We start from the raw sequence: 23,627 nt of genomic DNA, 5'->3' as shown, positions 1-23,627 counted from the left end.
TTATGCGGCTCCGGTTAATGCAGCGACGAGTCAAGATGGCGCATTAGAGCATGTCGGGAAAAGCGCAGGCAAGCCCTGATTAGGGCTTGCCGCTAGATCAGGAAAAAATCCGTATCCTGCCTCATTAATTTGCTGACGACGATGACGTTACTCGCCAGACGGTATTGCCCACGTCGTCAGCCACCAGCAATGCGCCTTTCTGGTCCACCAGCACTCCTACCGGGCGGCCTTGGGCTTCGCCTTTCTCGTTCAGGAAGCCGGTGAGCACATCGACAGGAAAGTCGGAGGGCTTGCCGTCGGCAAACGGCACGAACAATACCTTGTAACCGCTGCTCGGCTTGCGGTTCCACGAACCGTGCTGTCCGACGAACATGCCGTTGGCAAACTGTTCAGGCAGCTTGTTGCCTTTGGCTGCGGCCAAGCCCAGTGAGGCCGTATGCGGGCCTAGCGCATAGTCGGGGGCAATGGCCTGGGCAACCAGTTCCGGCTTTTGCGGCTGCACGCGCACGTCGACGTGGTCGCCATAGTAGCTGTAGGGCCAGCCATAAAAGCCTCCTTCCTGTACCGAGGTGATGTAGTCCGGCACCAGGTCGCTGCCGATTTCGTCCCGTTCGTTGACTGCGGTCCACAGCGCGCCGCTATCCGGCTCCCAGGCCAGGCCGTTGGGGTTGCGCAGTCCCGAGGCGAAAATACGGTGGTCTCCCGTTTTGGCGTCCACCTCCCAGATGGCAGCGCGGCCTTGTTCGATGTCCATGCCGTTTTCCCCGATATTGCTGTTGGAGCCGACAGTGACGTACAGCTTGCTGCCGTCCTGGCTGGCGATCAGGTTCTTGGTCCAGTGGTGGTTAAGGGGTAGGCCCGGCAGGGCGACCAGCTTGGTGGGCGGGGCGCTGATTTCGTTAGCGCCCTCCTGGTACGGGAAGGTCACCACGGCGTCTGCATTGGCAACATAAAACGTATTGCCGATCAACGCCATGCCGAAGGGCGAGTGCAGGTCCTTGAGAAAGACCGAGCGCTGGTCGGCCACCCCGTCGTCGTCGGTATCGCGCAACAGGGTGATGCGGTTGGCGCTCGGGGTGCCGGCACCGGCGCGCGCCATGAATTTCCCGGCAAACCAGGCGCGCAGGCTGAAGCCGCCGCCTTCCTTGGGCGGGCTGTTGGTTTCCGCGACAAGAATGTCGCCGTTGGGCAATTGGTAGAGCCAGCGGGGATGGTCTAGGCCCTTGGCGAATGCCTTGACCGCAGTGCCTTCCGCAGACGTGGGCGCGGCCCCCTCGGCCCAACCTACCGCTGTGGCGACATGCACTGTGGGGATCAGGCTGCTGCGGGGTTCCGGCAGTTCGGGCTTGATGCCGGTGCCGGCGGAGACAGGCAGCTTGGCAACATCGCCGCAGGCAGCGAGGGATAGTGTAATCAAGGCAGGAAGCAATAGTCGATGCATGGTAATTGTCCTTTATGGCATCCGGGTGGGGGGCGGTCATGCTCTATAATGAGCGCTAGATTTATTTTGATTCTGCAGTTTAATGACGCATCCCGCATCAAGAAAGTTCTGATTTGAGCACATCCTCCCTCGCTGATACGCTTGTCCTCTGGCAGGAGGGCGCACAATCCCGCCAGGCGCTGTGGCGATCTGAAAACCATAGCAAGCCGCCGGCGCGGGTGCAAGTAGCGGATGACAGCATCAAGGCGGACCATGCCTACCGCCTGGCTTGCGAAGGAACGGCGCTGCTGTGGCGAGGCGACTTCCAGAATGCCCGCCAGCTGCTGCAGGCAATGGCGAGGCGGGTGGATCGCAAGCCGGCCAAGACTTCCGTCCAGCCCGTGGAAGCATTCAACCTGCACCGGCAAGCGCAGGCGCAGCGTGCGCGCGTGCTGGGGATGCTGCTGGTGGAACTGGACCAGGACTATACCATCGCCTTGCGGCGTGCACCCGACGTGAGAGAGGCCTGCCTGCAGGCTTATGGCGATGCAGGACAACCTTCCGTGGTATCGCTACGCGAACTGCAAGGCGTGATTGGCGCATACGAATGGCGCAAGAAGGGCGTGGAGGTGGCAGCGCTGGGCGCGCGGATCCACCCGCATTACGGCGTGTTTTCGCCGGTGCGCGGCGAATATGTCGACCTGGTGGCCCAGGCACCGTTGCCGGATAACGCCCTGGCATTCGACATCGGCACCGGCAGCGGCGTGCTGGCGGCGGTGCTGGCGAAGCGGGGCGTGCGGAAAGTTATTGCCACCGACCAGGACGTCCGCGCCTTGGCATGCGCGCGGGAGAATGTGCAAAGGCTGGGCCTGGAGGCGCAGGTGGAAGTGATGGAGTGCAACCTGTTCCCGCCAGGCAAGGCGCCGCTGATCGTCTGCAATCCGCCCTGGATAGCGGCAAAGGCCAATGCCGCCATCGAGTATGCGATTTATGATCCTGTCAGTGCGATGCTCAAAGGGTTCCTCAATGGCGCCTCGGCCCACCTGGCGCCTGGCGGGGAAGCCTGGCTGATCCTGTCCGATATTGCCGAGCACCTGGGATTGCGCACCCGAGAGCAGCTGTTAGCAATGTTTGAAGAGGCCGGACTCAAGGTGATCGAAAAGCTGGATATACGGCCTCGGCATCGCCGTGCCAGCGACCAGGCCGATCCGCTGCACCAGGCCAGGTCGGCCGAGGTCACGTCATTGTGGCGGCTCGCTGCCGTTTAGGCGGCGGCTTGGGGCGGATCTGTATTTTCTATTAGTTCATCTTCTAGTACTTCATCGATTGCCGGGGCCTGCTTATCGAAGCTGGCCTGTAGCTTATCGAACGCGAGCAGGGCCTTGGTCAGCTGCTGGTTGAAACGCCGCGTTTCCGCCAGCTTGAGCAGGTCGTCGCCTCCCGATTCCTGGCCGCGGCGTTCATGCAGCACATCCTGGAAAATGAGCTGTTTTTTCTGCTGGCGCTCCCGCACGAATTGCCGGTAGGCACGACGCAACGCCGCCCGGTCAGGAGGCAATGGGCTGCTGCTTAATGCTTGCCAGTAGGGGATTTCCAATTCGAAAGCAGTCCTGTCCTGGTCCAAGTGCCGCGCTAGGCTGGGCAATAGTTGCAGCGCCATGGAAAGGCGCAGCTGGTTCTGCACGAGCTGGTTGAGCAGCTCGGCCTCTTCTGCCGACATGCCTTGCTGGGCAAGCTGCGCAATATAGTGATGCAGGTTCTGCAGAATCTGCTTGTTATCTTCCAGCAGCTGGGAGTCCAGTTCGTGCCGTTGCCCCATCATCAGCGCCAGGCGCGCGATTAATTGTCCGGCGCGCATGCCTTCCAGACTCATGGCCTTGATCGCGAGGCTGGGAATCGCCAGGCTGGATTGATCCAGGCTGAAGGAGCCAAGGTGGGTGGGCGTCTTGAATTTGGTGCCCAGCCAGCGCAGCAGCGGGGGCGTCAGGGGGTACATGAGCACCACGCCCAAGACATTGAACATGGTGTGGAACAAGGCGAGGATGAATTGCGGCTGTGTGTCGTTGAAGATCAATTGGGCCATTTCCTGGATTCCCCAGAGCAATGGCTTCAGCAACAGCAAAGCCACGATCGCGGTGAGTACGTTGAATAGCACGTGCAGGCTGGCGACGCGCTTGGCGGTTGCGGTGGCCGCCAGGGTTGCCAGTAGTGCTGTCGATGTCGTGCCGACATTGGAGCCGATGACCACGGCGGCCCCGATTTCCAGCGGGACGGCGCCGGTGGATACCGCGGTGACGACGAGGGCGATGACGGCCAGTGACGCCTGCATGACCACCGTGAGCAAAATGCCTGCGAGCATGGAAAGTAGGATGCCCCATACGCCCAGGCTGGTGAGGTAGGCGAAGTCGACGTTGACAAAGGCGGAGTCGAAGCTGGTCTTGAGGTAGCCCAGTCCGAGAAACAGCAGCGCGAAGCCGGTAAACGCCTCCCCGATGCCTTGCCGGCGGGTTTGCTTGCTGAACAACTTGAGCATGACGGCAATGCCGAGGATGGGCAGCGCCAAGTCGTCCAGCTTAATGCTTCCGCCGACGACTGCCACCAGCCATGCGCTCAGGGAGCTGCCGAGGTTGCTGCCGTAGATGACAAAAGCCGCGGCGGACAGCGAGAGAATATTGGCGTTGGCGAAGCCGATGGTCGCCACGGTAATCGCGGTGGAAGACTGTACCGCGAGCGTACTCACGCCGCCGATGAAAATGCCTTGTAGCGGTGTGCCGGTCCAGCGTTGCAATAGTTGCATGAAGCTTGGACCTGCCGCAGTCTTCAGGCCGCGCGTCATCCAGTCTATGCCCAGCAGCATGAGGCCGATCGCCCCCAGGCCCATGAAGAGATCAGACCACATTAAATTGTTGATGCCTCTGTATGCAGGGAAAACATTAGTTTAACCCGAAGTGATGTTGTGCCATCTCTTAGCTGGGGTTGCTAGGGACGCAGTCTGGAAAATGGGGGATGGAAATGAAAAGGGAGAATGCCGATCGGCATTCTCCCTGGATGTGATTGGCAAATGACTTACTTGCCGACCTTCAATTTGCCGCCTGTGCCCAGGCCGCCTTCAACTTCCTGTGCCTTGTAGTGGCGCAGTGAAACTACCATTTTGTTGTAGGCATCCACGAATGCGGCGACCGTCGCCTTGCCTTCGGGCGTGCGGGAGAAGCCGCCGAGGCTGCCTGCTGCGCCGCCGCCAAAGGCGCCGAGTGCGGCACCATAATTAGTGGCGGTGGCATTGCCTTCCGCGATGCCAATTTGCACGGAGGAGCGGATATCGTACAAAGACAATGTCACGACAGATACCTTGGATTCCAGAGAGCCAGCCAATGTGCCTACGCCGTTGCCGATCAGGCTGCCCAGGGCGCCTGCGATTTTACCGGTGGAGTCGTTGTCGATGATGATCGCTGGTTCAAGGAAGTAGTCGGCAGCTACGCGCTGGCCTTTTTGCTGGTTGGATCCAGCGCGGAATTCGCCGGAGTTGCGTTGCTTGTCGGTGATGGCGGAGATACGGCCGTCAGTACGGCTGTTGCCGATAGCGGTGATCACGAAGCAGTTCGACTGCTGCACCGCCAAACGCAATAGGGGCTCGATGCTGGTGACTTTTGTGGCGGAACCGAAAGTGGTAAACCATTCCTTGTCGCGGCCGTCATCCATGGCAATGGTGCCAAGCGGGGCTTTGCAGCGCTCGAGGTTGGAGTTTGCATCGGCACTGGTGCTGCCAGCCGCTGCGCCGGAGGCTGCGGTCGGCGATGAACCGGTGGACAGCATACCGCCCAGGCCGGGGCCATCGGTGCTGACGCAGCCAGCCAGTGTCAATGGTAGCAACACCATTGCCAGATTAAGTTTTTTCTTGAACATGCTCATTCTCGCTAAGGTTGGGGGTTGAGGTAATCGTGGGCGTATCAATAAAAATACCAGGAAGATCCGCGCCAATAGCTGCGGTAGGTATAGCCGCTATGCCAATATCCGTACCAGTAAGGCCGGTAAAGATTCAGCCACCGGCGGTATTCCACTTCATTTCTCTTGGCTTCCTGTGCCTGTTTCAGCAGCGTTTGCGCTTCCTGGTTGCCCTTGCCGGCGGCCATGCTCAGCCAGGATTCAGCCTCGGCAGGATCGGAGCCCATCTCTTCCAGGCCCATCAGGTAGAAACGGCCGACTGCCAGTTGGGCGTCGACGTCGCCACGCTCTGCTGCATGACGCATCCAGGTCAGTGCTTGATATGAGTTGCGGGTGATGCCATCGCCACGGAAATACCGCAATCCAAGATCAAAAGCTGCGCGCGGGTCTTTCTCTGCCAGTGCGGTGAGTTGCTCGATCTTCTGCTTTTCTTCTGGCGAGATGGAGGATTCAGGGACGAAGGTGGATTCGCTACGGGGACGGTCTGAACAACCTTGTTCGTCGCAGATACGGACGGTTTGCTTGTTCGGACTAGACGCGCAACCGAACGTAATGACTAATATAGTCAGAAATATAAGAAAATTCTTCATTGGTGTTTGAGTTATTCTTTTTTAAATCAACGCACTCATGACATGCTTATTGTTGATAATTAAGCATGAACTTATACCAATTCTATAGCGATAATTCGAGCGGGGGCAAGTCTAGATTTTCACCTCACTGCCGAGGTGGTTGTCCCAAGATTTTTAGGAGAGGAGGGAAAAGCGCTACTGCATATGCTGCAGTAGCGCTTGAGCAGCCGATTAGGCTTGCTTGCGGCGGCGCGCTGCGAAGCCTACAGCACCCAGACCCAGCATGAGCATTGCATAGGTGGATGGCTCAGGTACGGCGGCAACTTGGTCGATCTGGAAAGCCAGCGACTGGGAGAAGCCGATGTTGAAGTTCAAGGTGTAGGAAGTGATCGGAGTGGAGATGCCGCTCAGGTCCCAAGAGAAATAGTAGTAGTCAGCAGCGGTGCCGGTATCAACGAAGTTGACCAATGTGCCGGCAAGGGCTTGGTCGCCACCGTTGTAGCTCAGGCTCAAGGAGAACGGGGTGCCGCCAAACGAACCGTCAAAGTCGTTGATAATGCCCTGGAACGCGATGGAGCCGATGTTGCTGGCAATAGTATTGTCGGTGAACGTAATAGAACCGTCACCATAAAGACCAGCACCGGCAGGATAGTAAGAACCGGAGATCAGCGTCAGCAGTGCATCGCCTGAGCCTGCCACATTGCCAGCGGTACCGGCGGCCAGTTGTGCGGAAGTCAATGCGTCAGCATTGCCGTTTGCATCCACACGGTTGCGGTTGAGTTGGTTCCAACCGTCGAAGGAGACGGAGTCTGCAATGTCGATAAAGCTTTCGTGAGTCGCATTCGCTTGAGCGAGGCTGGCTACGGCAAGAAGGCTGGCGCCGATGATGGCACGAACGGATGTCATGTTCATTTTGTTAGTTTCCTTAGTTTTGAGAATGATCAACCGGACTCTCCCAATGAAAATCCGGACATCTTCGCTAGCTGTCTTGCAATGAGCACAAGCATGGGCTGGCGAGTTCCTATCTGTCATACAAATAAGAATGATTTGTATTATGTTTATTTTTCTTCATGTGTCAACACAATTTACCTTTGCTTGATCGAAACAGGTGTTTTTGCTTTTCCCTGTCATCCACAAGTCTTATAGAACGTTGGGTTCGGGATGCGGATATTCTCTTCTCTCGTTAGCCTTTACCTGTGCCTTGCTCCCGCTGCTTCGGCATTTGCGGCAGATACGCTGCAAACGCTCATGAGTGACGACCGCCAATGGGCAAGCCCGCGCAAGGATTACTACAACCAGGGCTACAGCCGCCTTAACCAAGTCAACTATCGCAATGTCTCCCGGCTCAAACTCGCATGGAGTTTTTCCACCGGCGTGCAACGCGGGCATGAAGGGGCGCCGTTGGTGGTGGGGAACGTGATGTATGTGCATACGGCGTTTCCCAATAATGTCTATGCGCTGGATCTGGATCATGACCGGAAGATTCTCTGGGCCTATTTCCCCAAGCAATCCAGCGATATCGAGGCCATCCTCTGCTGCGACAACGTGAGCCGCGGCTTGGCGTACGGCGACGGCAAGGTATTGCTGCAGCAGAACAACGGCCTATTGCTGGCACTGGACAGCCGCGATGGGCACAAGGTATGGGAAGTGCAGGTGAACGACCCCAGGATTGGCGCCACCAATACCAATGCGCCTTATGTCTTCCGCGACAAGGTGCTCACGGGGTGCAGCGGAGGCGAGTTCGGCGTGCGTTGCTTTCTTGCGGCTTACGCGTTGCAGGATGGCCAATTGCAATGGAAAGCCTACAGCACCGGGCCGGATAGCGACGTGTTGATCGGGCCGGACCTCAATGCAGACAATCCGCATTACAACGCGCTCTCGGCCTACGAGGACGTCGCCGGCGGCAACAAGGAGGGAGGTTCGTTCCGCGCCTTGCCCAGGGAACGGCTCAAGTTCCCCGAGACCGAATTGGGAGTCAGGACCTGGCTCAAGCCGCAGGCGGCCGCCAATGGCTGGCAGCACGGGGGAGGCCCGGTCTGGGGATGGTTTTCCTATGACCCTAAGTTCAACCTGGTGTATTACGGCACGGGCAATCCCTCGGTGTGGAATCCGGATATCCGGCCAGGGGACAACAAATGGGCCATGACGTTGTTTGCGCGCGATCTGGATACCGGCATGGCGCGCTGGGGCTACCAGCTGACGCCCCATGATGAATGGGATTACGACAGCGTCAATGAATTGATTCTCTGGGATCACGGCGGACAAAAACTGGCGACGCATTTCGACCGCAACGGCTTTGCCTATACCCTGGACCGTCAGACCGGAAAATTGCTGGCGGCAGGCAAAATGCACCCTTTCGTCAACTGGGCGAGTGGCATTGACCTGCAGACCGGGATTCCGCTCAAGGATGGCCGTTATTCCACGCATGAGGACCAGGAAACCACGGCAATCTGCCCGTCGGCGCTCGGGGTCAAGAATATACAGCCTGCGGCATATTCCCCGAAAAACGACTGGTTTTACGTGCCAATGAACCACTTGTGCATGACTTACGAGGCCGTGGAAGCCAAGTATGTCGCCGGCCAGCCGTGGGCCGGCGCGAGCCTGACCATGCAGCCGGGGCCGGACGGCGACATGGGCGCCTTCATGGCCTGGGATGCGCTCAAGGCTAAGCCGGTCTGGTACAACCGCGAGAAATTCGCGGTGTGGAGCGGGGCCTTGGCCACTGCGGGTCAGCTGGTGTTCTACGGCACGCTGGACCGATGGTTCAAGGCCCTGGATGCACGCAATGGCAAGGAATTATGGCGCTTCCAGGTTGGCTCGGGGATTGTGGGCAACCCCATGACCTACCAGCATCGCGGCAGGCAATATATTGCGGTTTTCTCAGGCATCGGCGGCTGGGCCGGGATTGCGCTCAACCAGGGCTTGAGTGGCGATAGCGATGGGGCGGGCACTGCGGGTGCGTTCCGGGAGCTCGGCCGCTACAATGCCGCGCCCGGGAGCGGTGCGCTGAACGTATTTGCGCTATAGGTATACCGAAAGCGGTGCTGATGCGCTATTGCCATGTGAGCTTGAGTTCGCGCTGGTTGCCGGAAAAGTCCAGGCCCCCGACAGTGATGGCGAGGGTGGCGGCACGGATATCGCCAGCGATGACGAATTCAATCAAGGCATCCTTGGTTTCATCACGCGCTACCAGTTCATTGAGCATGTTGCTGGGCTTGAGGCGCATGTCGCCGATCACCAGCCGGAACGAATCGCTCCAGAAATTCAGCCCGCCCGCCGCGCTGGTCCAGGCGCGAATATTGAGCCGAAGGCGTTGCTGGTTGGATGGTTCAGGCGTGGCCGTGGCGGAAAGAACGGTGTAGCGGAACTGATAGCCGGTGCCGCTATCCATCTGCACGGCATTGCCATCGGGAAGCTGGATATCCGCAGTGGCTGCTGCGGTTGCCGGCGCCGGACGTGAAGATGCGGGTTGCGCGTTTTCCGCCTGTTGGCTCGCAGCGGATGGGGGCTGGGCCGGCGATGTCGCCGCGGGCTCCGGCTTGCCAAACCATCCGGTTTGCTGCAATGCCACCACCAGGCCTGTCAATGCGGTGACGATGCCGGCGATGGCCGTCAGTATCCCTGGGATGGTCTGCCACCAGCTGCCTGTCCTGTTTTCACTCATGGCTAAGCTCTCTTTATCTTAATTAAGCTCATTTATCGTACTAGCTTACTAGGCGAATACTGCAGTGCCGGCAGATTGGCGCTGCCTAAGTTCAGCCAGCATCTGGCGTTCGGGAAGGTTCAAGGCCCATACGGGCCTGAGCTGGAAATGCGGCTGGTCGACGATGGTCTTCCAGTTGCCGCCCCATTCCAGTCCAAGCTCCTCGCCGAGTACGCCCACGGCCTTGTATTTAGGGGAATCTCCCAAATAGCGGTTGCCTTCGAATACTCCGATATCGAATGCGATGCCGAAATTGTGGTTGGAATAGCCTCCGCGCGCATTGGTGACGATATTGCCAGCTGTGGTCCGTCCTTGGGCATACAGCGCATCCTGTTCCGCATAGGTGCGCAAGCCGCTGATGACACGGATACGGATGCCCGCATTCGCCGCCTTTTCAATCAAGGCGCGGGCCAGGGGCTTGATTTCGGGCAATAACGTGGCGATATGCTTTTCGCTTTGCGGGTCGGCGAGGTCGGGAGCTGGAGCGGCGGCAGGGGATGCTTGCGGCAACAACCGGCGGTAAATCGCGCCCCAGGTTTCAGGGCCTGCCTTGCCGTCGACTTGCACGCCCAGCGTCTTCTGCACGGCCTTGATCATCTCGTCCATCGTCATGATGCGCTCCCTGATGTCTTTGCTCACATCATAGGGTAGAAATGATGATATGGGTATATCTTTAATTGGGTGGGCGCCGGCTAAGGCAGGCTGCTGGATGCAGCCGTTCGTGTTCAGGAGGATGCGCTCAACAGCGTTTTGATGAATCCGCCAATGCCGCTGAGCTTGCTGCCGTATTCCAATATGGCGGGCAGCCGTGATTTCTTATGGGACTTCAGTTCTTCCAAGTGGTTTTCTGCAATATGGCGGCCGATGTTGCCGATAATGGTGCGGATCTTCTCTCGGGCTTGTTCCAGCGGTTTTCCGCGCCATTCCGGGCCAAACGCCTGTTCTTCCCAGCAACGGTCCAGGATGCGGTAGAGCGTGGCGAGGTTGCCGATCACGTATTCCGATGCCGCATTGAAGCTCAGGCTGTCATCCGCCAGCCTGGCCTGGTTTTGCAGGTGGCGGAACAACAATGGCGTTTTCAGGTGGAAGCGCATCTGGCCTTTTTCCACGCTCTCCACATGGTAGTCCACGCTGGCCAGGGCATCGAGCAATTGCAGCCAGGCCTCGGCCTCCGTCAGCTGGCCGAACTTGATCGCGGCGCTTTCCAGCAGGCTCTTGGCGCGCGATTCGCGAATGCGGAATGCCGAGCTTAAGTGGAATGTGTCGGCGCTCTGCACTGCCTGGGCGTATTCCCATAGCAGCAATGCGTCAAAGTCGCTTTTCGCCATGCCGCCCAGGCCGTGGGTCATGACGTATTCCTGCCAAATGCGGTCGAAAAGCGCGATTTTCTGCTGGTCTGTGAGGGGCATGCCGGTTAAGTTTCCTTCTACGAGCTAGCATGCATCATCGCCCGATTGTCCGGCTATTTCAACTCCCGCAGCCGGCCGTTTTCCAGCAGCAGGCGGATGCTGGCCTTCTTGCTGGGGAAATTGACCGCGTCATCGGAGAGGTTCTCCATCATGGGCATGGTGAATAGTACGCCGCCCTGCTTGGTCCGGCCTGCCATCTTTGCCTGCAGGCCGACGATGCTGCGCCAGCCGCCGGCGCCGATCGGGATGACGTCGAGCAGGCTGTAATAGGGCTTGCCTGTCCCGCTTTCGCTGCTGAACGCCGCGAGATATTGGCGGAAGTTATTGCCGCCGCCGAATCCTTCCAAGGTGAATACCGCCAATGTCGTGGTTTCGTGACCGTATCTCGACAATACCTGTATTTGCGTAGCCTCTGGGTAGCCTACGGCAAACCCGTCGCTGAGCAAGGCTGCCAAATGCTCAACCTGTGCCTCAAGCGCTTTGGGCGCTGCAGCCCAGGCCTGGGCTGCAGCGAGGCAGCATATGACGGCAATCGAACTTAATCTTTTTATCATAGGCCCAGCCTATTTTCTCAGCCGCGCTAGGGCGCGGTCATGCAAGGGAGACAGCAGCAACAATGCAAAAGCGCCTCCCAATAGCGCAAACCACATGTCGGACTGCGTATCCCATTCATAGCCCTGCGTGCCGAGAAACTCGTCTGCGCCTTGACCCATGATCAATGCCGCGGCCCATTCGATCAGTTCGTAGGATGCGCTGATCGCAAGCACGACGCTCAAGGTCAGGAATGCCAGCATCTTTCTTCCGCGCACATAGGCGCCACGCAGCAGGATTTCCCGTACGGCAATCGCCGGTACGAAGCCCTGCATGAAATGCCCGATCTTGTCGTAAGGATTGCGTTCCAGCCCCAGCCAGTGCGCCATCTCGAAACCCAGAGGGACGCGTGCATAGCTATAGGCACCGCCCATGATCAGCACCAATGCATGCAGGAAGATCAAGCCGTAGAGCAGTGTGGTCAACGGGTAGTTGCGGTAGCTTGCCCACAAGATAGGCAGCACGATCAGCACCGGCAGCACTTCCATCAGCCAGGTGATCCGGTCGTAGGGGCGGATGCCTGAGGCTACCAAGGCTGCAAGCAGGAGCAGGCTGCCAAGCTGCAGCCAACGAAGTCGCATATGGCTCAATCTTGGTCAGGCTTGTTGAATAAGGAAAACACAATCCCGAGGGCAATGCCCACCACGGCGCCCAGCAGCAGATTGTCGAGCGTCAGGCCGGTGATGGTGCCCAGGATGGTTGCGACGCTGAGGTTGAAGATGTCTTTGTATTTTTTTGGCATGGCGGGATTATAGGCCTTAAGCACATACAGCAAAACCCGATCATGTCACGATTGGATTTCCAGCATACTCCGTTCGAGTCTGCCAAATGCTTCAATGCGACTAGGTAACGATGTTGTGTCATTGGTTTCTTTTTTGATGATTAACGCTCGAGCGCATCGTTAAGCATGTTTAGTTTTCTCACAGAATCCCAGTGCCTTGGACAGCCGGGCTAGAAACTGGCTTTGCTCTACTGCGCTTATCCTAAGCGTGCCAGTCAGCTAGAAGGTATCAACGCTGGCGCCGATTTCACCATTCCCGTAACCGATTTAGGAAAGCGTTTCGCGCATATGCGCCAGGCAAGCTCTCGGTAGATGGCCACATTGGAAAGCGCGACCGCCTCGCGCAGGCTCATGTTTCTCTCCCAGTCTGTGAAAGGTTGAGGGCGCCCGCCATAGGGGAGAACTTCGTCAACACTGCTAACCGCATTCACAGAAAGCCCAATGAGCGTGTTGGGAATCTTGAAAGTCGAGGCCGGAACGAACCTGGTATGAGCGCGCGCCCGATCATAACCAACCAACCGCTGGGCGGTGACGTCGTAGAGCACGAACGTGCCGTCCACATGGGTGTTTTTGAATAGCTCCGCAAATCTAGCTGTCTTCCCAATCAGCGGCATGGGCCTGGATGCTGAACAAAATAAGTATGCCAACGATAGGCGATATTGATATCAGGGTGTGTCGCTTACCTGGCTGCTACCAGTCAGTACAATGCCGTCGGAAGCACTGCCGCCGTCATTTCCACCGCCGCCTTTACCGCCACCAGGCTCGCCGCTTCGTTTACCACTGTTACCGCTTGTAACAACGCGTATCGGCCCTTGGCTAGGGACTGTGATGTCTGCCGGGATGGGGGTTAAATCCAGGGACTGACGAATAAAATTACGCAATGAAACCACCAGTGCGGCGGTTTCGATATTTTTCCCTGCCACCATATCGTTAGCAGCCTGCGCCGCCAGCCGAACCTGTTCTTCCGTGCCCAGCAAAACAATATCTGATAACGCCGATTCAACAGCATCGCGGATACGCCTGCGGCGCTCGGAAGTGCTGGCAATGGCGTTCAAATCATCCACTGCACCAACAGACTGCCGCAAATCACGCAAATGAGCAGGATCAACCGCCAGTTCACCAGTAAAGGAACCGCCCAGCACTTTGTAGGCTGCGATAAGGACCTTTAATCGTTCGTTGATCTGACGGTTTTCACGCTCGCGCCGGCGCTGAAAAGTCTGCATGAAAATAAGACGGATGCCGACCATTATCACAGACATCAGCACCAGGATCAGCAATGTCGTCAGAATTGCCGAGCCAGAACTAAAATCAAGCAAGTTTCGCATAAATCTCCTATCGCATATGGCGTAGAACCCCGCATTTCCGTACTGTCTGACATGAGCAGCGGCATCAACGCTCAATTAAACTTAACCGGCAAACTACGATACGGCAAGCAGTCCAGAGCCTGCCAAAAAACTTTAGCGGAGCAACGCTATCGCCCTGACTGTTTGCAATACATCTTCAAACTGGCGAACCCAAATGGGTAACTTAGCCTGCATTCCACCGGTAGCTAAGCAGTTTAGTTTACCGCCAACGTTTGCGGTTGGCAGTTTGTTAATTGTGCAGTCAACGGAACGAGTCGCGACAATCGTCTGGGCCTTAGTGACAATAATTGAATGAGCTATCTGCAATGCCTGAATTAAGCTGCGCCGCGAAATGGCGTCGGCTTGAATGAATTGTTAGGTTGCTTTGACATATGTCCCCGCGAAAGAAACATTCATACCAAAGTAACCGCCGGGATTATCCTCGTCGACTTCAAGCAACTCATTCGCAAAGATGAGGCAAGCGCGGTAAGGCCGGTCGTCGCCGAGTAGATGATCCTCAAAGATAGCCACGTTGCCATCCAAATCGGCCAAGAAATCCAAGGTGCCAATGTTGGGGCCATGCTCACGGTTGGCACCCCAAAGCGCCTCTCCAATCACTCGAATGTCGCCATTAGGCAGCTGCCGAACAGTTAGCTCTGCGCTGCTAGAGCCGCCATCTACCCGAATGTATTGGCCGTTGATACCTTCTGTTGCGGCAGCTACGGCTTCACCGAATCTCACGTCCTTAGAGAAGGCTGAGTCAAGAGCTGTATCAAGCTCTGCGCGGAAGCCCTTGACCTCTCCGATAGTGAAATTCTTGCTTTGACTCGTTTTGCTGTCGTACCGATCATGGCAATCCAAACACAAGAATGCCAAGTTGTCCTCGGCATCGTTGCTTGAATCCTTGTCCAAGTGAGCAATCTGCCCCTGCTTGATGGAAGTGTCTCGGTTCAGGCCAAAGCAAATGCAGCAGCGCCTACGCGACCGAGTCAGAACCCGGGCTTGAACGTCGTCTTTTATCCGTTTGCGTGACATTCGGTAAGTAACCTAAAGCCTGAATTAAGCCGCGTCGCGAAGCGGCGTCGGCTTGAATGAATTGTTAGGCAGCGACTAGAAGACCATCTTGGTCACCTTAGCGACACCTTCGATTAGATCGTGAACTTCCGTCGGCGTTGGATCAGTTTTCTTATTGTGATCACAAAGGTTGCGTATGTCACCGAGATGCTGGTGAAACCTCCATTGGGGAGTCTCGATGACATCCGCGTTCTTCAGCGCGTCGTTGAGGTCAGCGATAGTCGGGTGCTTCTTTGTGAGTCTGATGTTGTGTGCCACGCAAACCTCATTTAGGTGCTTTTCCAGCACGACGCCTGCGACCGCGCCGGCAGCACGCATGAACTTATGCTTGAGTAGCTCTCGGGCAGCATCCAGTTCGGAATCCAACAGGTCCGCTTGCACAAGCTGACGGATATCGAAGAGCGAACTTTCGAACCTGGACTTTATCGATTTGAGTATGGCTACCTGTTGCTGTAAGTGAGGCATAGCAGATTTCGAGTCTGCGACCACCTCGTTTCCATACCTCGTTATCCGTAGTCCCTGTAATGCATCTTCGATACGGTAATTTTCGAACCCAATATCTTTTCGGCCTTTCGGCTTCTCATACAGGCGAACAAAGTCGTTCAAGCGGTCTGGAAGAAGTTGCTTGATCAGTGCCAAGCATTCGGAATACCACGACTGGTAGGCAGTACTGAAATTGGGGAGTGCGTCCATGTGCTTCTTAGCAGTATCCTTGTCGCCTTTGCAAGATTTCAACACCGCCGCTTCGTACTCTTGGCCGTAGCAGGCATGCGCAAACGACTGCTCAATAAGCACCGAGTCGCGCAGGAGCCTCTCGAAGTCCTTTTTGTAGCGGTCAAGATTGGATGACACGCGATGATCCCCCTTCGCTGCCTAACGCAAAGTAGCCATCCCATTTGACGCTTTATTTTCCGTCAAATGGGTTTTTGGGTTGATGATATTTAATTTTATGTATGGTGTAATCATTAAGTTAGTATTTTTTAGTGCGGCCTAAATTTTAAAAATGCATCCGTCGAATAATTCATCCCCAAAACTGCTCGATCAGGTGCGGGGTAAAATCCGCCTCAAGCATTACAGCATCCGCACTGAGCAGGCTTATGTTGACTGGATTAAACGGTACATTTTGCATTTTGGCAAGCGGCACCCGAGGGAACTGGGTGCTGCCGAGGTTGAGCAGTTTTTAACTTACCTTGCAGTTGAGGGCAAGGTATCTGCTTCAACGCAGAATCAGGCGAAAAGTGCATTGTTGTTTTTGTATAAAGAGGTGCTGCATATCAAGTTGCCATGGCTGGATAAGGTGGAGCGTGTAAAACCGCCCAGGCGATTGCCGGTTGTACTGGCGGTTGAGGAGGTTCAGCAGATATTGGCGCGCTTGAGCGGAACCCATCATCTGGTTGTCTGTTTGTTATATGGCACGGGGATGCGGATTTTGGAGGTGTTGCGGTTGCGGGTGAAGGATGTGGATTTTGCCCGTGGCGAGATTCTGATTCGGGACGGCAAGGGATTTAAAGACCGGGTGACAATGTTGCCACAGGTATTGGTGAAACCTTTGCGGGAGCATTTGAAGAGGGTGAAGGTATTGCACGAGCAGGATTTGTCGGCAGGACATGGTGCGGTATATCTGCCCCATGCGTTGCAGCGCAAGTATCCGAATGCAAACCGGGAATGGGGGTGGCAATATGTGTTTCCTTCTGCGCGGTTGTCGACTGATACGCATGATGGTGAGGCAGGGCAGGCAAGGCGCCACCATGTGCAGGACCAGGCAATTCAGCGTGCGGTGAGGCAGGCTGTGGTGGATGCCGGTATCGCCAAGCATGCGACACCGCATACGTTTCGCCATAGTTTCGCCACTCATTTGCTTGAGAGAGGTTACGATATCCGTACTGTGCAGGAGCTGTTGGGGCACAGCGATGTTTCGACAACAATGATGTATACCCATGTATTGAACAAGGGCGCGCGCGGGGTGAGCAGTCCATTGGATAATTTACTATGAGCTTACGTGTCAGATTCAATCTCCTCATTACCACTCTGCTGCTGCTGTTGATGGTGGCGGTGGGTTATGTGGTGATCAAGGGCATGCGCATTTCCACCGAGGAGAGTGTGGAGGCGGCGACGCGTGTGACGGTACAACTGCTTGACACGGTTATCATCAATTCGCGGCAGAACCCGGAGTGGGGCTATACGCATGACGTGATGCATACCTTTCTACAATCGCTCGGGCACGTGCGCAGCAGCGAGATTTTCCTCTACAACGCGCAGGGCGAGTTGATGTACCAGTCGCCGCCATCCACGTATCGCGCCAATGAAACGCCACCGCGCTGGTTTGCCCGCATGGTGGAGCCTGAGCCGGAGGTGGTGTCGCGCCGCATCCGCTTCGGCATGCTGGTGGTGGCGTCCGATGCGGCTGGGGCGATCCGTGAATCCTGGGCTTCGTTCCAGAACCTGCTCTGGATCGAGACCGGGTTCTTCTTCGTACTCAACGCCTTGATTTACTGGATGCTGGGGCGCTGGCTCAGGCCCGCGAACGATATCCTCAAGGCGATTTCCGCTGTGGAGCAGGGCAACCTGGACGTTAGGCTGCCCATGTTCAAGGTGCCCGAGTTCTCACGTATTGCGCAGAATTTCAACCTGATGGGCGAGTCTTTGCGCGAGCGCACCGAGGAAAACCGCCGTCTTGCGCTGATCGTGCAGCAGAGCGCGGATGCGATCATGATTCACGACCTCAACGGCAATATTTCCTTCTGGAACCCCGCAGCGCAGCGCATGTTCGGTTATGCGCCGGCGGACATCATCGGCAGGTCTGCCGAGTTGCTAATGCCGCCTAACCACGAGAGCGAGCTGGAGCGCAACATGGCGAACATGCTGTCGAATGGCCTGGTGGAGCATTACGACACGCAGCGGGTGGCGCGCGACGGCAAGCTGCTCGATGTGTCGCTTTCCGCCGCGCCGCTGATGGACCCGAAAACCGGCGAGCTGATCGGCGAGATTTGCAGCATGCGCGACATCACCGAGCGCAAGCTGGCGGAGGAAACTGCCCGCAAGCTGGAGGAAAACCGCCAACTGACGCACCTGATCCAGCGCCATATCGAGGACGAGCGCCGCAGCCTGGCACGCGAACTGCACGACGAGCTCGGGCAGTACGTCACCGCGATCAAGACCTTTGCCGTGGCGATCGCGAACAAGGCCAGGCAGGATATGCCGAGCATAGAAAGCAGCGCGCAAACCATCGTCTCGGCAGCCAACCACATTTACGATGGCATGCATAACATCATCCGCCACTTGCGCCCCGGTTCGCTGGACAACCTGGGCTTGTCCGAGGCCTTGCGCGACGCCGTCGCCGATTGGCAGGCGCAGAACCCGAACGTGAAGTTCAACCTGGAATTGCAGGGCAAGCTGGATTTGCTGGGGGAAAGCCTGAACATCAACCTCTATCGCATTGTGCAGGAATCCGTGACCAACGCCTTGCGCCATGCGCGGGGAGACCGTATCGATATCAGCCTTTCACGCCATGAAAATGGTACCCTCACACTTTTGATCAAGGACAATGGCATCGGCATGAATATGTGCAATGTGGACCAGAACCGCCATTTCGGCCTGCTGGGGATGCGCGAGCGTACCCAGGCCCTGTATGGCAGTTTCAGCATTGACTCCTTGCCGGGCCAGGGTTCCACCATATCGGTGACGATTCCGGAGAGAGTAGTGTCATGAGTGCAGCAATCAAGGTAATGCTGGTGGATGACCATGCCGTGGTGCGCATGGGGTTCAAGCTGCTGCTTGAGTCGGACCAGGCGATCCAGGTGATTGCCGAGGCGGAGAGCGGCGAACAGGCCATCAAACTGTACCAGGAGCATCAGCCGGATGTGGTGGTGATGGATATCACCATGCCGGGCATAGGCGGTCTGGAGGCGATAGACCGCATTCGGGCCAAGGATGAGCATGCGCGCGTCCTGGTATTGTCCGCGCATGAGGATTCGGTGCATCCCAAGCGCGTGCTGAACGCGGGTGCGATGGGCTACTTGACCAAGCGCAGCGCGGCCGAGGAGCTGATCAAGGCGATACATACCGTGGCGGGCGGCAAGATGTATCTTGAGGCCAATGTGGCCCAGCAAATGGCGATCCAGCAGATTTCCGGGCAGCAGAACCCGGTGGATATCCTCTCCGACCGCGAGTTCGAGGTGTTCATGGCCCTGGCCAAGGGCAAGACAACCAACGAAATCGCCGACACCTTGTCCCTCTCGCCGCGTACTGTCGGCACGCACCTCTACAATATCAAGCAGAAGCTCAATGCCAACAATTCGGCAGAGATCGCCCTGATCGCAATGCGGTCCGGCTTGATTGATCCTTAAATATTCAGGGCTGGTTGGCTGCAGGCTGGCCTGAGGCCTGCTTGAAGGCGCGTTGCGGCTGCATGAGGTAGCGCGCAATGTTCAGGTCGTTCTGCCCGGATATTTCCACGAGCAACTCCTGGCCGCTGCTGATGCGGCCAAGTTCGGGAGGCACCAGAAAGGTGACCGGCGATTGCGGCGAGGCGATGGAGGCGCCTACCGCCATCTGCCATTGGGTCAAGTCTTGCAGATGCGATATATCGTTGCCGCGCAGCCTGGCCTGTTCCAGGACGGCGGCTTTCTCTTCTCCCACCAGCATGCTCCAGACCTCGACCACAACGAGGTCGCTCGCAGTCATGGCGTGGCCCTCGTCTTTTGATGCGCTGGTTGCATGCTCAGGCAAGGGTTCTGCAGAAGGCTTGATCTCGGTAAAGCCTGCATTGAGGAAGGCACTCCAGTATTCGTCCAGTTGTGGCGGCTGTGAAACTGCGCGACTGGCGCCGCCATGGCCGGGAATGGCAGCCGTCATGCTGGATTCATGACTTGGATTGGAGGGTGAAGGATCTTTCAACAAATATGCGTCGTAGGCATTGGAAGTCGCCTGGTCCGCAGCGCGCATCAGCAGGGATGAGGCCACTTGCTGCGCGATGGGCCCGCCCATGCAGCCTGCCAGCATCAAGCTTAGCAGCGCGTTGCATGCAATGCCGGCAATATGGCGGGAAGGCGAGGGGTTCATTTCATCTTCTACGGACGCATCGGGCTAAAGTTTAACCTTTATTTGGCCTGGGTGTCTTTATTCGGTTTGGGTGTCGCGCATACGCTGATGATGCCGCTGAGGATGATCAGGCCGACAGCGAGCCAGCGGTCCGAGGACAATGTTTCGTTCCAGATCAGGATACCGAACAGGCTGGCCAGTACCACTGTGGTATAGGCCAGGCTACCGACCACGAGCGGGCTGCCGGTACGGTAGGCGCGGGTCAGGGCAAGCTGGGCGATGGTGGCCGATACGCCCAGCCCCAACAGCAGCGGCAGGTCCGGCCAGTCCAGCGGCGTGAAGCGATAGAACAGCATCCATAAACCGCCACCTATGGTGCAGACTAGGGTGAAGTAAAACACCGTGCGCCAGTCCGGCTCGCCGGCACGGCCAAGCTGGGTGACATGGACGTATACGATGCCCGCCATCGCGCCCGAGAGCAGGCCGATGGCGCCCGCGATCAGCTCATCCATGTGCAGGCTGGGCTTGAGCAACAAGGCGACGCCGACGAAGCCGAGCACTACGGCGAGCAGCAGGATCTTGCGCGGTTTTTCGTGCAGCATGAACGGCAGGGCCATCGCCAGGAACAAGGGAGAGGTGTAGTTGAGCGTGATGGCGGTGGCGAGCGGCAATTCGCTGATGGCGAAGAAAAAGCAGATCAGCGAGGCGAAACCGAGAATCGCGCGCTTCATATGCGTGTTGAGAAGGTGTGTCTTGAGCGAAACCTGCCGGTAGCGCGCGACGACGACGATGAACAGCAGGCCGAACAGCGAGCGGTAGAACACCAGTTCCGCGCTGCTGAATTTTGCCGCCCCCAGCTTGACCAGAACGCCCATGATGGCAAAAAAGAAAGCGGCAACCAGCATCCACAGGCTGCCGAGTCTGGGTAGGTTCAAGGTTCGTCTTTCCGGCCTGGCGTGCAGGCCCAAATATTGAGCAGGCAATGGTCTGCCTGGAGAGGGTTATTTCAGATGCGGGTCCAGTTGCTTGTGCAGCCAGGCATGGAAATGCTGCATCCCGGTTTCCATCGGGTGCTGGTAGGGGCCGCGCTCATCGATGCCCTGAGCGGCCAGCGCATGGCGGCCGTCATGCATGCGCTGGCAGATTTCCATGTCTTCCACGGCGGTTTCGGTATATGCCGCCTGTTGCGCCGCAATGAATTCTTCCTCGAACAGGGCAATATCCTCGGGATAGTAGAACTCGACCACATTGGTGCAGGCGTTCGGCCCGCGCGGAATGATATTGGAGACCACCAGCGTGTTCGGGTACCACTCGATCATGAGGAACGGGTAGTACACCATCCAGATCGCGCCGTACTTGGGCGGCTGCTGCTTGTTGTAGCGCAGCACTTCATTGTGCCAGTTGTCGTATATCAAGGAGCCGGATTTCTGTAGGGCCTTGTGCACGCCCACCGTCTGCACGCTGTACCAGTCGCCGAACTCCCAGTTGAGGTCCTCGCAATCGACGAAGTGGCCTAGGCCGGGATGGAAGGGGCCGACATGGTAGTCTTCGAGGTAGACCTCGATGAAGGTTTTCCAGTTGAAGTTGTATTCATCCACCATCACGCGGTTGAGCATATATCCGGTGAAGTCGAAGTCCTGCTTGCAGCCCAGCTTTTGCAAGTCCTGCGCAATGTCGCGCTTGCTGTCGAACAACAGGCCCTGCCAGCTCTTCAGCGAAGACTTGTTAAGGTTGAGGCAGGGGTTTTCTTTGAAATGCGGCGCGCCCAGCAACTGGCCGCGGGTATCGTAGGTCCAGCGGTGCAAGGGGCAGATGATGTTCTTGGTCTTGCCGCTGCCCTTGAGCATGAGTGCCTGCCGGTGGCGGCAGACATTGCTGATCAGTTCAATGCCGTTTTCGTTGCGGACCAGCGCCTTGGCATTGTTCATCCACGACAGGGCGTGGTAGCTGCCGACCTCTGGGACCATGAGTTCGTGGCCAATATAATGAGGGGAGTTGGCAAAGAGGTGTTGCTGCTCAAGGGCGTAAACGGCAGGGTCCGTGTACCAGGAGACCGGCAACTGAGTGCTGAGTCGCGCATCATGGCCCTGATCGGGCATCTTGGTAACTGTGGCTAGAGACACCATATAATGCAGGGTTGCGAGTAAATATCTTGAATTTGGGCGAACATTGGATTCTGCCCTAAACCCAAGGATTTTGAAACCAGCTTTGCATCATTGCATGGGTTTGAATGCATAAATCCTCTTGCCTAATTCTTGCCTAAATCCGGGATTTGCGCTACTCTCGAGCTCTTGAAGTAAAAATATTTGCCTAGCTCGAAAGCTTGGCAAAGTCCGGTGCAGTAGTGAGTTTGGGCCGGGTTTCCATTGTTTAAGAATTTCGACGGTGACCTCATGAAGACTGTAGTGCGCAAGGTAGCAACTGGTATTGCTCTGCTGGCAGCCATCCGACTGCTGAAAAAGCGCGCGCTCGACCGCTGAGAGTGCCGCATGATGCTGTAAACGGCGGCTGGTGCCGCCGTTTTTGTTTTTAAGCTTGTATCCAACGTAAAGGCTAGATACTGCAATGTCCGAACATTTGATGAATACCTATGCCCGCCAGCCTGTCACCTTCACCAAGGGGGAAGGCGCCTGGCTTTGGGATACCGAGGGCAAGCGTTACCTGGACGCACTGGCCGGGATCGCGGTCAATGGCCTGGGCCATGCCCATCCCCGCCTGGTGGCCGCCATCAGCGAGCAGGCCGGCCGCTTGATCCATGTTTCGAATGTCTACGGCATTGCCGAGCAGGCCAGGCTTGCGGACAAGTTGTGCGAAGTTTCCGGCATGGACAAGGTGTTTGTCTGTAATTCCGGTTGCGAGGCCAACGAGGCCGCCATCAAGCTTGCACGCCTCTATGGGCACAACAAGGGCGTAGAGAACCCTGAAATCATCGTCATGGAGCGCGCGTTCCATGGCCGTACCCTGGCAACGCTTTCCGCCACGGGCAACCGCAAGACCCAGGCCGGTTTCGAGCCATTGGTGAGCGGCTTCATCCGCGTGCCGTTCGATGACCTCGATGCCGTGCGCCAGGTGGCGCAGCACAACAAGAACGTCGTTGCCATCCTTCTCGAGCCTATCCAGGGCGAGGGCGGTATCAATGTGCCGCGCGACTCGGCGGCGTATTTCAAGGGCTTGCGCAAGATTTGCGATACCCATGGCTGGCTGCTGATGCTGGACGAAGTGCAAAGCGGCGTGGCGCGTACCGGCACTTGGTTCGCATTTCAGCACACTGATGTGGTGCCTGACGTCATGACCCTGGCCAAGGGGCTGGGCTCGGGCGTGCCCATCGGCGCCTGTCTGGCCCATGGCCCGGCTGCGGAAGTGTTTACCTACGGCAAGCACGGCTCCACTTTTGGCGGCAACCCGCTGGCCTGCAGCGCGGCACTGGCGACGCTGGACATCATCGAGTCCGACGGCCTGCTCGCGCATGCCGAGCAATTGGGCAATTACATACGCGAGGCTTTTGCTGCCAGCCTGCAAGGCGTGGCCGGCGTCAGCGTGATCCGCAATGCGGGCCTGATGATCGGCATAGAGCTGGACCGCCCTTGTGCAGAACTGGTCAAGCAGGCGCTTGAAGCAGGCTTGCTCATCAATGTGACGGCAGAGAAAGTGATCCGCCTGTTGCCGCCGCTCGTCATGAGCGAGCAGGAAGCACAGCAAGTGGTGGACATCCTGGCACCTTTAATCAAGAAGTTTTTGGCTTGATCGCGGGAATA

The 23,627-nt window shown here is 57.2% G+C and carries 24 protein-coding genes; 6 read left to right on the top strand and 18 right to left on the bottom strand.

The features are described 5' to 3' along the window. Positions 1 to 124: 124 nt before the first annotated feature. Positions 125 to 1,441 carry a PQQ-dependent sugar dehydrogenase gene (locus ACW4YW_RS11510; RefSeq protein WP_457137672.1) on the bottom strand — a complete coding sequence of 439 codons (1,317 nt, stop codon included), beginning with the start codon at positions 1,439 to 1,441 and terminating at the stop codon, positions 125 to 127. A gap of 113 nt (positions 1,442 to 1,554) precedes the next feature. Here ACW4YW_RS11510 and ACW4YW_RS11505 point away from each other — a divergent pair, with 113 nt between their 5' ends. Next, entirely contained in the window at positions 1,555 to 2,688 is a 1,134-nt protein-coding gene (locus ACW4YW_RS11505; protein WP_457137671.1) for a methyltransferase, read from the top strand. Here the strand turns inward: ACW4YW_RS11505 and ACW4YW_RS11500 are convergent. The 4 genes from ACW4YW_RS11500 to ACW4YW_RS11485 all read right to left on the bottom strand — a co-directional run bounded on the left by ACW4YW_RS11500 (position 2,685) and on the right by ACW4YW_RS11485 (position 6,843). After that, complete coding sequence (locus tag ACW4YW_RS11500) at positions 2,685 to 4,319, bottom strand: Na/Pi cotransporter family protein (RefSeq protein ID WP_457137670.1); 1,635 nt, start codon at positions 4,317 to 4,319, stop codon at positions 2,685 to 2,687. The two genes, ACW4YW_RS11505 and ACW4YW_RS11500, sit on opposite strands and share 4 nt — an antisense overlap. A gap of 167 nt (positions 4,320 to 4,486) precedes the next feature. Further along, complete coding sequence (locus ACW4YW_RS11495; RefSeq protein ID WP_407997090.1) at positions 4,487 to 5,323, bottom strand: hypothetical protein; 837 nt, start codon at positions 5,321 to 5,323, stop codon at positions 4,487 to 4,489. Positions 5,324 to 5,367: 44 nt separating this feature from the next. Continuing rightward, positions 5,368 to 5,952 (bottom strand): tetratricopeptide repeat protein, encoded by a 585-nt coding sequence (locus ACW4YW_RS11490; RefSeq protein ID WP_457137669.1) that lies wholly within the window; start codon positions 5,950 to 5,952, stop codon positions 5,368 to 5,370. A 210-nt stretch (positions 5,953 to 6,162) separates the two neighbouring features. Continuing rightward, entirely contained in the window at positions 6,163 to 6,843 is a 681-nt protein-coding gene (locus ACW4YW_RS11485) for a PEP-CTERM sorting domain-containing protein (RefSeq protein ID WP_457137668.1), read from the bottom strand. Positions 6,844 to 7,092: 249 nt separating this feature from the next. Between ACW4YW_RS11485 and ACW4YW_RS11480 the strand changes: the two genes are divergently transcribed. Then, positions 7,093 to 8,958, top strand: a complete 1,866-nt coding sequence (locus tag ACW4YW_RS11480; RefSeq protein ID WP_457137667.1) for a PQQ-dependent dehydrogenase, methanol/ethanol family — start codon at positions 7,093 to 7,095, stop codon at positions 8,956 to 8,958. Positions 8,959 to 8,983: 25 nt separating this feature from the next. Here ACW4YW_RS11480 and ACW4YW_RS11475 read toward each other — a convergent pair whose 3' ends face one another. The 10 genes from ACW4YW_RS11475 to ACW4YW_RS11430 form a co-directional block, all read right to left on the bottom strand. Then, positions 8,984 to 9,595 (bottom strand): hypothetical protein, encoded by a 612-nt coding sequence (locus ACW4YW_RS11475; protein WP_457137666.1) that lies wholly within the window; start codon positions 9,593 to 9,595, stop codon positions 8,984 to 8,986. Positions 9,596 to 9,643: 48 nt separating this feature from the next. Continuing rightward, the gene (locus ACW4YW_RS11470; RefSeq protein ID WP_457137665.1) at positions 9,644 to 10,246 is read right to left on the bottom strand and encodes a M15 family metallopeptidase; all 603 of its coding nucleotides are present in this window, start codon (positions 10,244 to 10,246) and stop codon (positions 9,644 to 9,646) included. Positions 10,247 to 10,359: 113 nt separating this feature from the next. Beyond that, positions 10,360 to 11,043, bottom strand: coding sequence for a hypothetical protein (locus tag ACW4YW_RS11465; RefSeq protein WP_457137664.1), 684 nt, complete (start codon positions 11,041 to 11,043; stop codon positions 10,360 to 10,362). A gap of 53 nt (positions 11,044 to 11,096) precedes the next feature. Continuing rightward, a complete protein-coding gene (locus ACW4YW_RS11460) occupies positions 11,097 to 11,597 on the bottom strand; it encodes a hypothetical protein (protein ID WP_457137663.1) in 501 nt (166 codons plus the stop codon). Between the two features lie 9 nt (positions 11,598 to 11,606). Beyond that, a complete protein-coding gene (locus ACW4YW_RS11455) occupies positions 11,607 to 12,215 on the bottom strand; it encodes a DUF2238 domain-containing protein (RefSeq protein ID WP_457137662.1) in 609 nt (202 codons plus the stop codon). Positions 12,216 to 12,220: 5 nt separating this feature from the next. After that, positions 12,221 to 12,376 carry a hypothetical protein gene (locus tag ACW4YW_RS11450; RefSeq protein ID WP_457137661.1) on the bottom strand — a complete coding sequence of 52 codons (156 nt, stop codon included), beginning with the start codon at positions 12,374 to 12,376 and terminating at the stop codon, positions 12,221 to 12,223. Between the two features lie 254 nt (positions 12,377 to 12,630). Further along, entirely contained in the window at positions 12,631 to 13,029 is a 399-nt protein-coding gene (locus tag ACW4YW_RS11445; RefSeq protein WP_457137660.1) for a penicillin-binding transpeptidase domain-containing protein, read from the bottom strand. A gap of 51 nt (positions 13,030 to 13,080) precedes the next feature. After that, on the bottom strand, positions 13,081 to 13,740 hold the full coding sequence (locus tag ACW4YW_RS11440; protein WP_457137659.1) for a hypothetical protein: 660 nt from the start codon (positions 13,738 to 13,740) through the stop codon (positions 13,081 to 13,083). Between the two features lie 393 nt (positions 13,741 to 14,133). Next, a complete protein-coding gene (locus ACW4YW_RS11435; protein ID WP_457137658.1) occupies positions 14,134 to 14,670 on the bottom strand; it encodes a hypothetical protein in 537 nt (178 codons plus the stop codon). A 198-nt stretch (positions 14,671 to 14,868) separates the two neighbouring features. After that, positions 14,869 to 15,684, bottom strand: coding sequence for a hypothetical protein (locus tag ACW4YW_RS11430; RefSeq protein WP_457137657.1), 816 nt, complete (start codon positions 15,682 to 15,684; stop codon positions 14,869 to 14,871). Positions 15,685 to 15,835: 151 nt separating this feature from the next. Between ACW4YW_RS11430 and ACW4YW_RS11425 the strand changes: the two genes are divergently transcribed. From ACW4YW_RS11425 to ACW4YW_RS11415, 3 genes are read left to right on the top strand one after another with little or no spacing between them, the layout of a single operon-like run. Next, entirely contained in the window at positions 15,836 to 16,825 is a 990-nt protein-coding gene (locus tag ACW4YW_RS11425; RefSeq protein ID WP_457137656.1) for an integron integrase, read from the top strand. Further along, complete coding sequence (locus ACW4YW_RS11420) at positions 16,822 to 18,540, top strand: PAS domain S-box protein (protein WP_457137655.1); 1,719 nt, start codon at positions 16,822 to 16,824, stop codon at positions 18,538 to 18,540. The genes ACW4YW_RS11425 and ACW4YW_RS11420 overlap by 4 nt, the downstream gene beginning before the upstream one ends. Then, a complete protein-coding gene (locus ACW4YW_RS11415) occupies positions 18,537 to 19,178 on the top strand; it encodes a response regulator (protein ID WP_407993642.1) in 642 nt (213 codons plus the stop codon). Before ACW4YW_RS11420 ends, ACW4YW_RS11415 begins: the two co-directional genes overlap by 4 nt. Positions 19,179 to 19,182: 4 nt before the next feature. Here ACW4YW_RS11415 and ACW4YW_RS11410 read toward each other — a convergent pair whose 3' ends face one another. The 3 genes from ACW4YW_RS11410 to ACW4YW_RS11400 form a co-directional block, all read right to left on the bottom strand. After that, entirely contained in the window at positions 19,183 to 19,893 is a 711-nt protein-coding gene (locus ACW4YW_RS11410; RefSeq protein ID WP_457137654.1) for a hypothetical protein, read from the bottom strand. Between the two features lie 38 nt (positions 19,894 to 19,931). Then, a complete protein-coding gene (locus ACW4YW_RS11405) occupies positions 19,932 to 20,807 on the bottom strand; it encodes a DMT family transporter (RefSeq protein WP_457137653.1) in 876 nt (291 codons plus the stop codon). A 66-nt stretch (positions 20,808 to 20,873) separates the two neighbouring features. After that, positions 20,874 to 21,998 carry an aromatic ring-hydroxylating oxygenase subunit alpha gene (locus ACW4YW_RS11400; RefSeq protein ID WP_457137652.1) on the bottom strand — a complete coding sequence of 375 codons (1,125 nt, stop codon included), beginning with the start codon at positions 21,996 to 21,998 and terminating at the stop codon, positions 20,874 to 20,876. A gap of 439 nt (positions 21,999 to 22,437) precedes the next feature. Here ACW4YW_RS11400 and ACW4YW_RS11395 point away from each other — a divergent pair, with 439 nt between their 5' ends. Beyond that, entirely contained in the window at positions 22,438 to 23,616 is a 1,179-nt protein-coding gene (locus ACW4YW_RS11395) for an acetylornithine transaminase (protein ID WP_457137651.1), read from the top strand. Positions 23,617 to 23,627: the final 11 nt, after the last annotated feature.

The sequence above is a fragment of the Methylobacillus pratensis genome (genome assembly GCF_054072455.1).
This window is presented reverse-complemented; position numbering and strand designations above follow the sequence as displayed.